The organism is Allosalinactinospora lopnorensis, from assembly GCF_000981225.1.
In the GTDB taxonomy this organism is placed as follows: domain Bacteria; phylum Actinomycetota; class Actinomycetes; order Streptosporangiales; family Streptosporangiaceae; genus Allosalinactinospora; species Allosalinactinospora lopnorensis.
On the sequence record NZ_LAJC01000016.1, the window covers coordinates 18605 to 32704 of the forward strand.

At 68.8% G+C, this 14100-nt stretch carries 11 protein-coding genes; 3 read left to right on the top strand and 8 right to left on the bottom strand.

Going from position 1 to position 14100, the window contains the following annotated elements:
- Positions 1-12: 12 nt before the first annotated feature.
- The 5 genes from VS93_RS08140 to VS93_RS08160 all read right to left on the bottom strand — a co-directional run bounded on the left by VS93_RS08140 (position 13) and on the right by VS93_RS08160 (position 5959).
- The gene (locus VS93_RS08140; protein WP_046469424.1) at positions 13-1005 is read right to left on the bottom strand and encodes a 3-oxoacyl-ACP synthase; all 993 of its coding nucleotides are present in this window, start codon (positions 1003-1005) and stop codon (positions 13-15) included.
- Positions 1006-1141: 136 nt separating this feature from the next.
- Positions 1142-2152: a 3-oxoacyl-ACP synthase III family protein gene (locus VS93_RS08145; protein ID WP_046469376.1), complete on the bottom strand. Its 1011-nt coding sequence runs from the start codon at positions 2150-2152 to the stop codon at positions 1142-1144.
- A complete protein-coding gene (locus tag VS93_RS08150; RefSeq protein WP_046469377.1) occupies positions 2149-3843 on the bottom strand; it encodes a CoA-transferase in 1695 nt (564 codons plus the stop codon). Before VS93_RS08150 ends, VS93_RS08145 begins: the two co-directional genes overlap by 4 nt.
- Positions 3840-5018 (bottom strand): beta-ketoacyl-[acyl-carrier-protein] synthase family protein, encoded by a 1179-nt coding sequence (locus VS93_RS08155; RefSeq protein WP_052745599.1) that lies wholly within the window; start codon positions 5016-5018, stop codon positions 3840-3842. Before VS93_RS08155 ends, VS93_RS08150 begins: the two co-directional genes overlap by 4 nt.
- A 146-nt stretch (positions 5019-5164) precedes the next feature.
- Positions 5165-5959, bottom strand: coding sequence for an enoyl-CoA hydratase/isomerase family protein (locus VS93_RS08160; RefSeq protein ID WP_052745600.1), 795 nt, complete (start codon positions 5957-5959; stop codon positions 5165-5167).
- Between the two features lie 597 nt (positions 5960-6556).
- On the opposite strand from VS93_RS08160, the gene VS93_RS08165 reads away from it, so the two are divergent.
- Together VS93_RS08165 and VS93_RS32445 are read left to right on the top strand one after the other, a co-directional pair.
- Complete coding sequence (locus VS93_RS08165; protein WP_046469379.1) at positions 6557-6739, top strand: hypothetical protein; 183 nt, start codon at positions 6557-6559, stop codon at positions 6737-6739.
- 210 nt (positions 6740-6949) lie between these two features.
- Positions 6950-7198 carry a helix-turn-helix domain-containing protein gene (locus VS93_RS32445; RefSeq protein WP_269082813.1) on the top strand — a complete coding sequence of 83 codons (249 nt, stop codon included), beginning with the start codon at positions 6950-6952 and terminating at the stop codon, positions 7196-7198.
- 83 nt (positions 7199-7281) lie between these two features.
- Here the strand turns inward: VS93_RS32445 and VS93_RS08170 are convergent, their stop codons facing one another.
- A complete protein-coding gene (locus VS93_RS08170) occupies positions 7282-9468 on the bottom strand; it encodes an MMPL family transporter (protein ID WP_046469380.1) in 2187 nt (728 codons plus the stop codon).
- Positions 9469-9648: 180 nt separating this feature from the next.
- The gene (locus VS93_RS26785) at positions 9649-10248 is read right to left on the bottom strand and encodes a TetR/AcrR family transcriptional regulator (protein WP_162231655.1); all 600 of its coding nucleotides are present in this window, start codon (positions 10246-10248) and stop codon (positions 9649-9651) included.
- 478 nt (positions 10249-10726) lie between these two features.
- Between VS93_RS26785 and VS93_RS08180 the strand changes: the two genes are divergently transcribed.
- A complete protein-coding gene (locus VS93_RS08180) occupies positions 10727-12031 on the top strand; it encodes a serine hydrolase domain-containing protein (RefSeq protein WP_052745602.1) in 1305 nt (434 codons plus the stop codon).
- A gap of 353 nt (positions 12032-12384) precedes the next feature.
- Here the strand turns inward: VS93_RS08180 and VS93_RS08185 are convergent, their stop codons facing one another.
- The gene (locus VS93_RS08185) at positions 12385-13962 is read right to left on the bottom strand and encodes an OmpA family protein (RefSeq protein WP_236700416.1); all 1578 of its coding nucleotides are present in this window, start codon (positions 13960-13962) and stop codon (positions 12385-12387) included.
- Positions 13963-14100: the final 138 nt, after the last annotated feature.

Genomic DNA, 14100 nt, shown 5'->3' on the forward strand with positions numbered 1-14100 from the left:
TCCTCCTCCCCATCAGATCCGGTAGAGCAGCGCGCCGGAGTACCAGCCCGCGCCGATGGCCGGACTGAGCACGAGGTCGCCGGGGCGGAACAGGCCCGCGTCCCACTTCTCGGCGAGCACGATCGGGATGGACGCGCTGGTGGTGTTCCCGCGCACCTGGAAGTTGAGGACCAGCTTGGTCTCGGGCACCCCGAGCGCCCCGCGGACCCTGTTGTGCACGACGTCGGTGCCGGGGTGCGGCACCACCCAGTCGATGTCGCTCATCCGCAGGCCGCTGCGGTCCAGCAGTTCCGAGCAGGCCTCGACGATGCCCGCCACCGCGTGATCGGCCAGGTCCCGCTGGCTGCGCACCCATCCCGTGTCGGTGGGAACGCTGACCACCGACGCGCGGTCGCCATCGCTGCGCAGGGTGGAGTCGATCAGTCCGGTGCCGCCGTCGTCGCGCTTCTCCAGAACGGCCGCGCCGGCGGCGTCGCCGCACACCAGTTCGCCCTTGCTGCCCGGGCGGGCCCGGCGGCTGAACTGTTCGGAGCAGGTGACCAGGGCGTACCCGGGCCCCTGGATGGAGTGCAGGTACGCGGCGGCGGACTGCACCCCGTGCACGAAACCGGTGCACGCCCCCGAGATGTCGTAGGCGAGGGTGCGCGGCGTTCCCAGGAGCGAAGCGACCTCGGGACCGTACTCGGGGGTGTAGGGCGGTGTCGTCCAGTTGCTCAGGATGATCAGGTCGAGGTCGGAGGGGGAGATTCCGGCGTTCTGCACCGCCTGCCCGCCCGCCTCGGCGGCCATGCGCGCGACGGTCTCCTTCTCGTTGCTGACATGCCTGGACTTCACCTGCACGCGGCCCAGTACCGAAGCGTCGATCTCGTTTCCGGAGTCGTCGGTCAGGCCGGGCTCATTCATGACCAGCTTTTCGGGATAGTAGAGGCCGAACCCGCGGAAGTGGATTCCCTTCCCCTCCCAGCGGGGATCCTGCCCGCGGGCGTTGTTCCTTTTCCTCGGCACGGCGACTCCGCCTTCCATCAGATTTCACGGGACATTCCGAAAGCAGCGACGCATCGGAGCGCCTTTTCACCACCGCAGCGCGGGGTTTTCCGCACCGCTTCGCAGGCTCATCCCGCAGAAGCGGCAGGAAAAGGGCTCAGCGCCCCGGTTCCCCGTAACTGAAGATCATCGCCCCGCCGCTGAACCCCCGGCCGATACTCGCGGCCAGAATCCGCTGCCCGCTCCGGATCACGCCGTTATGGACGTTCTCGGAAAGGCAGCCGGGGACGCTGACACTGGAGGTGTTACCCCGCCGGTCGATGTTGACCAGGACGCACTCCTTGGGGGCATCCATCGCCTTCTGGAAGTCCTCGATGATGTGGATATTGCCCTGGTGCGGAATGATCCAGTCGAGATCGAGCCAGCCCAGGCCGCTTCCCAAGAGCACGTCGGTGGTCACCTCCGCCAGGAATCGCGGCGCGACATCCCCGACCACCTTTCCTTTCATCAGCATCTTGTCGTCGTCGTCGATGTCGAAGGCGTCGTAGTAGCGCGGCTCGGTGCGCAGGGTGACTCCGTGCAGACCGGTGGGCCCGCTCGCGCGGCGCCACACACCGGCGGCGGCGCCCGCACCGAAGAGCGCGGCGTTGCGGTAGCCGAAGTTCAGGATGGGGCGTGGATTCTCCGCGCAGACCACCAGCACGGTCTGCACGTTCATCGTGGACAGCACGGCGCGCGCTACGACGCTGGTGTGCAGGAACCCGGAACAGGCCACCGCCGTCACGTCGAAGCTGAAGGCCCGGGAGGCCCCCAGCCGGTGCTGCAGCGGCTGGGCCACGTCCATGTAGCGGTTGCCGGCGGTCGTGGGGTTCACCCGCGGTCGCGCCGTCGCGCTGGTGCCAATGATGACGTCCACATCGCCGGGGTCCAGTCTGGCGTCGCGCAGCGCCTGCGCGGCGGCGCGCTCGGCCATGTCCACGTGGTGCTCTCCGGCCTTCGGCCAGTGCCGGGTGTGCACGCCCGTGTGCTCCCGGATCCACGCGTCATTGATCCCCAGGTGGGGGAGTTCGGTCTCGAAAAAGGAGTTGGGCACGGGCTCACCCGGGAAATCGTGACCGACCCCCTCCAGGACTACGGGCACCCCGCCGTTCGGGTGAATCGGGCTCATCGGTAGATCCCTTCCGGGTCCAGGGCCCGCAACCGGGCCACCTCGTCGAAGTCGATCGGGCGCTCGGGTACCGGGACGCTGTCGGGAAGCGGCCACCGGGTACTGTCGCGCAGGGTCCGCAGCGGGTCGGCGTCCTGCCGGCCGAAGGGCGGGCACCAGGTACGCAGCCGGAAGTCCTCGCCCGGGTGCTCCCGGGTTAGCCGGCCGTACTGCGAGACGACCGTGCCCACCCGGTCACCGGGGCAGGTGACGAAGCCGGTGCGCTCCACGTACCGCTTCGGTGAAGCCGGGGCGACGACGAGCACCTCGAAGCGGGAGGCGAAGTCGTTGGCCCCTCCGGAGCCCACCAGGAAGCCGCCCGTTGAGGTACGGCTGCTGTTGATGCGGCCCCGCGCGTCGATCTCCCCGGCGGACAGCACGCCGAGGGTGTGCCGCCCGGTTCCGGGGGTGAGCGCCCCGAGGACGTCGAGGGTGCTGCCGAAGGCGCCGCAGTTCGCCACGTGGCGCTGCGAGAACAGGAACACGTCCCCGGGTTCCGGGCGCATGTCGATCAGCCCCAGCTCCGCGTGCACCTGCACTGGGTGCCCCTGGTCCCGCAGCCACTGGGCGGCCAGCCAGGTCGCCACGTGGGAGACCCCGATCCCGGCGACGAGCGTCCGGTGCCCGCCTTCGAGCACGCGGTCCACGATCGCGCGGGCGGCGAGCACGATGTGCCGTTCCCTCCAGGTGGGCTCCACGTCCTTGGCGGGGGTGGGGCTCGGGGCGGTGGCAGAACGGGACGGCCAGGTGGCCAGGCCGTCCGGGCCGGGCCGGGGCTTTCCCGTCCGGGCGCGGTAGCCGTAATGGTCCTTGACCTCGGTCACCCAGTGGGTGAACCACCGTTTCCGGGTGCGCGGTGATCGGCAGTCCTCCGCCAGTTCGGTGAGGTAGTCGTAATCGTCCAGGTATCCGGGGATCCCGCACTGCGGAAGCGCCGGAATCCCCTGCGGGTGCGCGCCGAACTCGCACGGTGTGATCGCGATCGCCCGGTCGGCGGGGATACGGGTCATGCCTTCGGGAGGCTCCTCGACCACCCGTTCCGCCGTGGCCAGCACGCCCTCCCGTGCGGCCATCGCGCCCCACCATCCCTCTCCGAGAGGGCCGTACAGGTACAGGTTGCCCTGCCGGTCGGCGCAGGCGGCGTGCAGCAGGGTGACGTCCGGCCGCAGCTCCGGAAGCAGTACCGCCCGTTCGCCGTCGAGCCGTGTGAGCAGTGGCGGGTCGGCCGAGGCGAGCCCGCGCTCCAGATCGGTACCGATGAGCGAGGTGCTGATCGCCACAGGCGCGCCGGTAGCGCCCGCGACCAGGCGCTGCGCCAGTGACATCAGGCTCCACTCCTCCACGGGGAAGGGCACGCCCTCCGCCAGATCCGCGTAGAGCGGGTTGGGGCGCGGCGACGGGTAGGTGTCGCCCGCGAAGCAGGTGATCGCGCGGCGCACCACGCCCGCCATGACCAGGGCGTGCATGTTCGCGTGGAAGGCGTTGCAGCTGATGGTGAAGCGCGCCCGCCCTCCCAGGGACCGGGCGATCGCCATCAGCATCGCGTTCGGCCGCGACATGGTGGAGGCGACGTGCACCGCCATCCCGTCGCGCAGGTGGTCGACGCACATGGTGTCGACGTCGTCGAGGAAGCGGGGAGTGGTCCCGGTCATACCGCCTCCAGGACCAGCGCGGAGCTCTGGCTGCCGATCGCGAAGGAGAGCGACATGGCACTGCGCACCCGCGTGCTGCGCGCTCCCTCCCGCACGTGGTCGAGGTCGCACTCGGGATCCACGTCCACACAGTTGATCGTCGGAACCAGGCACTGCTTGTCGAGCATCATCGCGGTCGCGGCGCAGTTCAGGGCGCCGGAGGCACCCAGCAGATGCCCGAAGACGGGTTTGATCGAGCCCAGCGGCGGCAGCGGGCGCCCGCCGACCGCGATCCGCAGGGCGCGGCTCTCCGCCGCGTCGTTGTACCGGGTCGCTGTCCCGTGCCCGCACACGTAGTCCAGCCGCTCCATCGACGACCCGGCCCCGGCCATCGCCTGCGTCATCATGTCAGCGGTGAACCTGCCGGACAGATCCATCCGCGTCGCGTGCTCGGCCTCGTTGAGCGTGATGACCGACCCGACCCGGGCATAGGCCGGTATCCCGCGCCGGCGCGCGCTCTCCTCGGTCTCCAGCACCATCGCGACCGCCCCCTCGCCCATTACGAACCCGTCGCGATGGCGGTCATAGGGTTTGAGCGCCCCCCGGGGGTCGCCCTCCGCGCAGGAGAGCACACCGGCGCCCGCCGGGGAGTAGACGCGCAGGACCTCCGGTACGAACGGCGTCTCGTAGCCGATGACCACCATCACGTCGGCCTGGCCGGAGCGCAGCAGTTCGAGTGCGAGCCCCACGGCCTGGTGGCCCCCCACGCAGGCGTTGCTGAGCGTGGTGACCACTCCTTTGGCGCCGAGCCGTATCGCGCTGAGCGTGACCGGACTGCCCGGCAGGGAGGCGAACACGCCCTGCTCGGGTTCCACCGGTGGGAAGCGGGAGTCGATCACCTTCCGGGAGCAGGTCTGCGACCACCACTCCACCGGCCCGCGTGAACTGGTTCCGATGACGCCGACGCGCTGCGCCTCGGTCTCGTCGCCGACTCGCAGCTCGGCGTCAGCGCGGGCCTGTTCCACCGCCGAGAGCGCGATGAGGATCTCCCGGCTGTACCGCTTGGCGAACCGGTCCGGTAGGTCGGGAACGTAGTCGCGGTGGTCGAAGTCACGCAGCCGCGCGCCGGCCCGGCACTGCATGTTCTCGGTGATGACGGTCGGCAGCCGACCGACCTGGGACGCGCCCGTAGCCAAGGCTCCCAGACCTGGTCGTTCCCCTTCGTTCCGGGAAGAACGAAACCGAGGCCGGTGATGAGCACATTGGATCGGGTGTCGCTCGGACTGCTCTGCATGTCCCCTCCGAAAGGATCTAGAGCGTCGCGCGGGTTTCGGGACGTGGTTCAGCCGCCGGTGAAGCGGGGGTTCCGGCGTTCCAGGTAGGCGAGGGGCCCTTCGGTGCTGTCGGCCACCTCGGTGCGGCTGCGGTGGTGGAACTGGTCCTGCAGCCGCAAGGCGTGCAGCGCGGGGAGCCCTTCGGTCCGCTCGCGCAGTTCCTTGAACAGCCCGATCGCGCGGGTGGGCCCCTCGGCCAGGCTGGTGGCCGTCTCCACGGCCAGGTCCAGCACCTTCTCGTCGTCGTCGGCCAACCGGTCGAGGAGCCCGAGCCGCATGGCCTCCTCCGCCTGCACCAGCCGACCGCTGAGGTAGATCTCGGTGGCCCTGGCCGGTCCCACGACGCGTTGCAGCATCGCGGTCGCGCCGACGTGGCCGATGGTGATCAGCGCACTGCCGAGTCTGGTGCCCGGCCCGCCGATCCGGAGGTCGGCGGCGCAGACCAGCTCCGTCCCTGCCCCCACGGCCGCGCCCTTCACCGCGGCGATGACCGGTTTGCGGGTGAGGAGCAGTTCCTCGCAGATCCGCACGTAGAAGGCGTCGCTGGTCTCCCGCCATGCGGGCGCGGTGCTCGGGTCACCCTCCATGTAGCGCTGCAGCGTGGCGATGTCGTCGCCGGCGCAGAAGGCCGTTCCCTCCCCCGAGAGCACGATCGCCCGGACCTCGTCGTCGCGGGAGGCCTCGACCACCTCCGATAGCAGCCGGAGCCCCATTTCGTAGTCCAGCCCGTTCCGGCGCTCCGGCCGGTTGAGGATTATCAGGCGCACTGAGCCAATAGCGCGCACCAGGACACAGTCCGACATACGCTGCTTTCCTGTTCCTATGAAGTAGGACGTCAGCGGGGTAACGCGGGTATGCGTGAGACCACTGGATCCGTTCGGAATCGCGAATTATTTTCCTCGCGATTTAAAGATTGGGATCTCTCGGAGAACCCAATCTCATTGAACTACTCGCCCGCGGATGCATATAGACCCGCACGGTACTGATTCAACGCGGGATATCCCGACAGAAAGTACCAAGTACCGCCGTTGCTGAACTCGCGGATCAACTTCCGCCGTGACACTCGTCACACAATCGTCCTTCGAGGAACACCCGCCCTTGCGGCGATGAATGTCACGCTGATACCGAGGGACGATTCCCGGAGTTCGGAACGCAAAATCTAGGCAAAAAATAAAACGCGATCACCGCAACTCGCCCCCAAGGAGCGGAATGAACTTCACTTCTCGTGCAAATTGGACACAAAGGTAAACCTATCATCGCCGACAAGCGTCTATGAGTCGCCGTGAGAGGCTTTGGGGGAAGTTCAATCGTCAACATCCAACCGGACGGGAAAGCAATGGGGGTCCAGAGAAGTCCCATGCCTCTCCACCTTCAACCGCTCCTCGCGCGAAGAAGAAAACATGAGAGATGATTCAATCACGTCGGTTGTCGTACTCGATCACCAGCCGATAATCAGAGCGGCCTTCAGTATCATTGCGCTGATCAGGCCGGACCTGTCGTTCGTCTGCACTGACTCCGAGAGCGAACTGCTGCAGACCGTCCGCTCGGGCTACGACGTAGTGATCATCGACCCAACCCCGTAGGGGAGGGGATCGACGCCTCCCTGATCCAGCGGATCAAGATCGCGAACCCGGCCATCCGGATCGTGATCTACACCGCCGTCGAGCAGTTGCCCGAACTCACCGACGCGCTCAAGGCCGGCGCGGACTCCTACATCCACAAGATGACCGGTTGCGCCTGATGCTCGACGGGGTCAAACGGACGGCGAGTGGCGAACATCTCTGGCTGAGTGCGTGCCCCGAACGGTCGGCGCTGGGCAATGGTTTCCTCTATTCCGCTCCGTCCTGGAGCAGGATGACCAAACGCGAAGCGAGATCTTCGCGATGCTGGTGCAGCGGTTCACCAACGAGGAGATCGCGGACCGACTCCGGCTGGCCAACCAGACCGTGAAGAACCATGTGAGCAGCGTGCTGCGCAAGGTCGGCGCGCGTAACCGGAACGAGTTGCTGCGCAGGGCCGTGGAGGGCTGGCCGGCGGCATGACCGCGCCGCGGCTCCCTGCACACGCAAAGCGGGGTCATCGTGCCGGGGGGGCACGATGACCCCTGCAAGGCCCGTGTCCTCGCTCAGGTGTGAGCGGTGGGCACGGGCTCCCGGTCGGTACGCGGCTCGCCGGTCTTTCCGCGTCTCAGGAATCCCGGCAGCCACCAGGCGGCCGGCCCCATAAGCCGCATGACAGCGGGAACCAGCAGCATCCGGACCACCGTGGCGTCGAGCAGGATCGCCACGGCCATACCGAGGCCGAAGAGCTTCACGAACGGCTCGGACTGTCCCACGAAGGACAGGAACACCGCGATCATGATCAGCGCCGCGCTGGTGATGACCGACCCGGTTCCCGCGACCCCGCGGATGGTCGCGGCGACGGCGTCGCCCGAGAGGTCGTACTCCTCCCGGATCCGGGACACCAGGAACACCTCGTAGTCCATGGACACGCCGAAGAGCATCGCGAACATCAGCAGCGGCACGAAGGGCTCGATCGGGATGGTCTCCGGTAACCCGATGAGCTCCTTCCCCCACCCCCACTGGAACACGGCCACGACCACGCCGTAGGCGGCACCGATGGAGAGCAGGTTGGCCATCGCCGCCTTCAGCGGCACCAGGATGCTCCGGAAGACGAACATGAGCAGCACGAAGGAGACGAGAACGACGCCGCCGATGAACAGCGCCAGCCGCCCCTGGAGCAGCTCCCCCATGTCCGCGTAGTAGGCGGTGGGACCGCCCACCACGGCCGTGGATCCGCCGCGCGCCTCGGGGACGACGTCGTCGCGCAGTTCGTGCAGGAGCTCCACGGTGGCCGATGACTGCGGGGAGGTCGCGGGGACCACGGAGAGAACCGCGGCGCTGCCCTCCTCGTTGACGGTGGGCGGGGTGACGCGCTCCACCCCGGGTACCTCGCCGAGGGCGCCGGTGAGTCCGGCCAGGTCCTCCTCGCCGGTTCCCTCGGCCATGCGCACGACGACGGTGAACGGCCCCGCCGTTCCCGGTCCGAACTCCTCGGCGAGCTGATCGTAGGCTTGGCGCTGGGTGCTCTCCGGGGGGCGGCTCCCGTCATCGGGCAGCCCGAGGCGCAGGGAGAACACCGGGATCGTGAGCACTCCCAGGAACAGCACGGCGGCGAGGGCCGACACCAGCGGGCGCGCCGTGGCGGCCTGCGCTACCCGGGTCCAGAACCCGTCTCGCGCGTCCACGCGGCGGCCCCGGCCGCGCCCGAGGACCGCTCCGAGTCGCAGCCGGGTGATGTGCCGTCCCGTCAGTCCGAGAAGGGCGGGCAGCAGGGTGAGCGACGTGAGGGACACCCCCGTGACCGTGACCGCGGTGGCCGTTCCCATGCCCCCCGCGACCGGCAGGCCGGTCAGCCACAGTCCGAGGATCGCGACGATGACCGTGCCGCCCGCGAACACCACCGACCGTCCCGTCGAGGCCAGAGAGGTCCCCAGGGCCGATTCGACGCTCTCCCCCGCGAGCAGGTACTCCCGGTAGCGGCTGACGATCAGCAGCGCGTAGTCGATGCCCACGCCGAGACCGATCATCGCGGCGATGAGCATCGAGTCCTCGGGGATCTGCCATACGCGGCCGAGGAGCCACGTGGCGCTCAGGCAGGCCGTCAGTCCGGCTATCGCCGTTACTAGCGGCAGTCCCGCGGCGACGACCGACCCGAAGGCGACGATGAGCACGATCGCCGCCACCCCGAGCCCCACCAACTCCGACCCGCTGAAGCCGGCGGTGCCGTAGGTACTGGACATCTGGCCGGTGAAGTCCACGTCCACCCCGGCGGCGCGCACCGGGGCGAACCTGTCGTCGATGGCGCCCGTCAGCGCGTCGGGGTCGTCGATCTCTCCCATGGCCTGGTTCGCCCGGACGGGCGAATACGCGGTCCGCCCGTCCGCTGAGACGACCCCCGCCTCCGGCGGCAGCGCCAAGGGGTTGGGGGCCTCCGCGATCTCCTCCATCGAGGCGACCCGTTCGAAGGCGGCCGCGATCTCGGCCTCTGAGCCGTCCTTCTCCGCTATAGGGACGTCGTCCGCGCTGAGGACGACGATCAGATTCGCCCCCCGCGCCTCCGGGAACTCCTCTTCCAGCAGGTCCTGGGCTGCCTGCGACTCCGTTCCCGGAAGGTCGAAACCGTCCCCGTATTTCGGCCCCAGGTGCTGCGCGGCGCCGATCACGATGCCGGCCACCAGCATCCAGCACAGAAGCAGCAGTAATGGACGCCGGGCGGCGAATCGCCCCAGGCGCTCGAGCAGAGTCGACACGTGTTCCCTCTCCCCAAAGAATCGGATTTCGCTGACGACCGGAGCAGCGCGCAAAAATGCACGCAGCGTTAACGACGCTAACCATCCGATTCCAAAAGGAGAAAGTACTGGACGTACGTTCGTTCACGAAACCTGGACCCCACCGGTACCAGTGCGCCCTCGCGCCTTGGAAAGCCCAGCTCAGGAAGCTGGGGCGGGAGTCGTGACTCCGCGCACAACGAGATCTGCGTAGAAGCGCGCGAGTTCCGTATCGGCCACCGGGTCGCCGGGCCGGAACCAGCCGGAGACCCGCAGACTCATGTCCAGCGCCGCCATGGCGGCCAACCGGGCGGAATCGCCGCCTTCGAGCTCGGGCAGGGTGAAGACACCAGAGCGCACGCCGTCGCGGATGGCGGTCTCGACGAGCACGCGAATCCGCAGCCTGGCCTGGCGCACGTCCTCCAGCAGCTCCGCGCTCAGCGACCGCCACTCGTCGCCCACCATGGCTTCCTGGCGGGATCGGGCGTGGTGCAGCACGAACGCGGTGATGAGACCGTGCAGCCGGTCGGCGGGCGGGGAGTCCGCGGGCACGGCGTCGAGGGACCGGTTCAGAACGGCGTGGCCGTCCATGATGATCGAGTACAGCAGGTCCTCTTTGGACCCGAAGTGGTTGTACAGGGAGCCGGGTGTGAGGCCGCACGCCTCGGTGACGTCGCGCACCGAGGTGGCGTGGAAGCCTCTGGCGAAGAACAGTTCGGTTCCGGCCTCCTTCAGCCGCTCCCGGGGGTGCTGGCCGGACACCGCTCGCGCCTTCGCCCGCGTCTTGGTCCTCGGTGGCATCGCCTGTCCCATCGGTTCTCGATCGCCAACTTGGGGTCGGCTGCCACCCGCGGGGTCTCCACGGGCGGCGGCACTTCAAGAGTAGCCAGCAGGAGAGGTGAATAAGCGTATGTACCGGCCGCCGGGCCGGAACACCGGCCGGGGCCGCTCACCCGGTCGACACGAGTGGGCGGGCCCGGAGCGGAGGAGCCCCGCGTTGACTGCGGGCCCCGGCCCTTGACACACTCGTTCGCCGCAATCAATATGAATGAACGCTCATAAATATAGTTGCGGATTCACATGAGCGGGGACTGGAGCGGTGGATCGCCGATCCGGTACCTCCACGCACAGCGCGCTTCCGGATCAATACCGAAGCACCCCTGTGCTGGAGTCATCCCGCGCGGCGCTCGGCAACGCGCGGGAGTCGGGGACGGGCGTCCGAGCAACTCTGGGAGCTGGCATGTCTGGGAAGGATCGGAGAACCGGCGGCGCCGCGATCGCGGGAACGACCGAACGCCGGTTCGCCAAGGTACGCGAGGTGTTCGCCGAGAACTTCGACTCGGGGGACGAAGTAGGTGCCGCCTTCTGCGTCTACGAGCGCGGGCGTCCGGTGATCGACCTGTGGGGCGGCTGCGCCGACCCGCGGACCGGCCGCCAGTGGGAGGAGGACACGACGGCCATCATCTATTCGGCGACCAAAGGGGTGACCGCGGGGATCGTGCTGCACCTGGTCGATGAGGGACTACTGGACCTGGACGCGCGGGTCGCCGACTACTGGCCGGAGTTCGCCGCTGGAGGCAAGGAGCGGATCACCCTCAAGCACCTGCTCACCCACCGCGCAGGGCTCCCGGCCGTGGACCGCCCCATCACGTTGGCCATGATGGAGGCGTGGCACCCGGTCGTCGACGCGCTGGCCGCGCAGCGGCCGGCCTGGGAGCCGGACACCGCGCACGGCTACCACGCGCTGACCTTCGGCTGGCTCCTGGGAGAGGTGGTCCGGCGCGCGACCGGCAGAACACCGGGTCAGTACCTGCGTGAGAAGGTCGCGCCCTCGCTGCGGCTCGACCTGCGGATCGGCACACCCCCGGAGCAGGAGCACCGCTTCGCGCCGACGATCCCCCCGCGGGAGATCGAACCGTACCCCGACAAGGGGTACGAGGAGTTCATCAGGCAGCTCGTGGCACTGGCGCCGGCGCGCGGCACCGGAGAGCGCGCCCTGAAGCGGCAGCAGCGGTTCACCACCCTCGTCAAAGGGCCGGCGCGCGATCTGGCCGACCGGATGGTCGGCCGGCTCGTACAGCGCAGGGTCGAGACACTCGCCCAGCGCACGTTCGCCACGGTGATGGTCAACCGCTTCGACATGAACACCCCGCGGCTGCACGCCCTGGAGATGCCCGCGGGAAACGCGATCTGCACCGCCCGGGGACTGGCCCGCTACTACGCCACGCTCGGCGGCGAGGTCGACGGCCGGCGGCTGCTGTCCCCCGGTCTCGCCGAGCAGGCGGCGCAGCCCTGGTCGCGGGGACCCGACCGCGTCCTGCTCTCGCACACGGCCTTCGGCCTGGGATTCATGGTCCCCAGCGGCCCCTACTTCGACGGCTGGGGGTACCGGACCTTCGGCCACCAGGGATCCGGGGGCGCCCTCGGGTTCGCCGACCTGGACAACGACCTGGCCTTCGGATACGTCCTCAACAAGCACTGCGCGGCCCCGAGGAATCCCCGCGCCGAGGCGCTGGTGCGCGCTGTGTACGCCTGCCTGGCCTAGCCTCCGGATAACGCCCGGGTGGCCCCATCCGCCACAGCTGGAGCCACCCGGGTCCTTCTGGAAGGTCTACCGATTACCGGCCCGGCACCCCGTCGAGATCGACGGGACGCGGCTCGCGCCCCTCCCTCGGCGGCGCCCTCGTGGCCAAGGAGGTGCCTCCCGGACATGAGAAGTTCTCCGAATCGGCAGGTGGGGTGTTCAGCCGGATCCGACGCAGCGGAGCGCGCCGCGGTTGCTCGTCTCCGCTCTCCGTCCGCATACGGCCACCCGCCGGCGGGCGCGGTTCCACCCCCGCACAGCGCATGATGTGGTCCCTGTCGCGCGGGTACCCGCGCCGACAGGGACCAACGGAGTCACTCCTCGATCGGGACGCCGGGGAACCGGCCGAAGTCGGCTCCGTCGAAGGTCACCGAGGTGACGTCCTCCGGCGGCGCGGGGACGTACATGTAGCCGTACTGCGTCACCCCTTTTCCGGTGGCGGGGGGCCAGACCTTCCAGCCGAGCCTGTGCACGGTCCGGTCGGGGTCCCGACGCCGGACCTGCTGATGGATGGTTCCGCTCGCCGGGTCGATCACCCCGAAGTTAACGCGGCCGGTGTTTCCGGAGCCGAAGGGGTTCTGCGTGTAGCGCAGGTCCGGACCGTGGTCGAGAGTGATGTCGAAGCGAACCACCAGGTAGGCGCCGTCCCGGTAGAACGGGTAGACCCGCATGGTCCACTCGCGGTCGCCGTCCTCCCTTTCCTGGGTGAACTCGCCTTGGGCGACCGGCTCCTCGTCCCTGTGGGCGCGGAACGCGGCCGGCTCCCCCGCCTCCGACGGATCGACCTCGAGGAGCTCTTCCTCGTACTCCTCGTCGCCGGCGTCCTCGTTGGCGACGTCGTCCAGGAAGGCATAGGAGATCTCCACCCGGCGGTTCTGCGCCCGCGCCCAGGTGTCGTCGTCTCCGCCTTCGCGCTCCACCGGGTCGGATGAACCGTGCCCCTCGGTCTCGTACTCGTACTCCCCGCCGAGCTCTCCTTCCAGAAGCTCGCGCACCGATTCCGCGCGCTCCTCGGAAAGCTCCCGGTTGTAGTCATCGTCGCCGACCCCGTCGGTGTGCCCGGCGATGGTGATGGGCGGGTTCTCCGGGTCGGCCCGCTCCCGGGTCTCCTCGACGACCTCCTCGAGGACGCTTTCGGCGTTGTCGGTGAGGTCGGCCTCGTCGAACTCGAACAACACATCGGCGCGCAGCGCGACCGTCTCGGTGTCATCCTCGGTCTCCCGGCCCTGGACGACGTTCTCCACCACCCCGTACAGCTCTTCGTAGTCGTCGTCCAGGGGCTCGGGGTCGCCGTCGTCCACCGGATAGGTGACCGTGTCGCCCTCGCTCGGGCTCTCCTCCGGGGCCTCCGAGGGGTAGGTCTCCGGCTCGCCCTCCACCACCGGCACTCCGGTGAACTCCCCGATCCCTCCGGGCGCCTGCACGGTCACCTGGTCGACGTTGTCCTCCAGGGGAGGCGAGTAGACCACGATCTCGTAGGCGACTCCGGGGGACCAGTCGTTGCTCGCGGGCGGTTTGGTTCCGATGTCGGTGTAGACGTTGTAGCGGCGCTGGTTCACCGGGTCGAGGAGGTTGAACCAGGCGGGCTTCAGAACGTTCTTGCTTTGCGCGTACTTGACCGTGTCGTCCTGCAGGTTGGTGAACTCGATCGTCGTCCTGGTGCGATCGTCGAGCCGAGCGACCTCGGTCACCTCCACCCGCGCGTGGAGGAAATCACCGTAGGACCCCACGTAGCCCTCTTGGACGAAGCCGCTCCCCCGTTCCTCCCTCCCGTCTTCTGCGGCGTCACCGCCCTCGCCGGGCGTGTCATCGCCGGCCAGGCCGCACCCGCCGAGCAGCAGACTCCCCGACACCACGAGGGAGAGCAGGGGGATACAAGACCTCGGTTCCACTGGCCCTCCAGGCTACGGCTCCATCACGAAACGCCACATCACGCGCACTCACCGGATCGGACGTGGGAACCCCGGCGAACGTTCCGCGAAACCGGGGCCGGACCAGGCCACGTCACCGGTCCGGCACTGCCGTCGTCG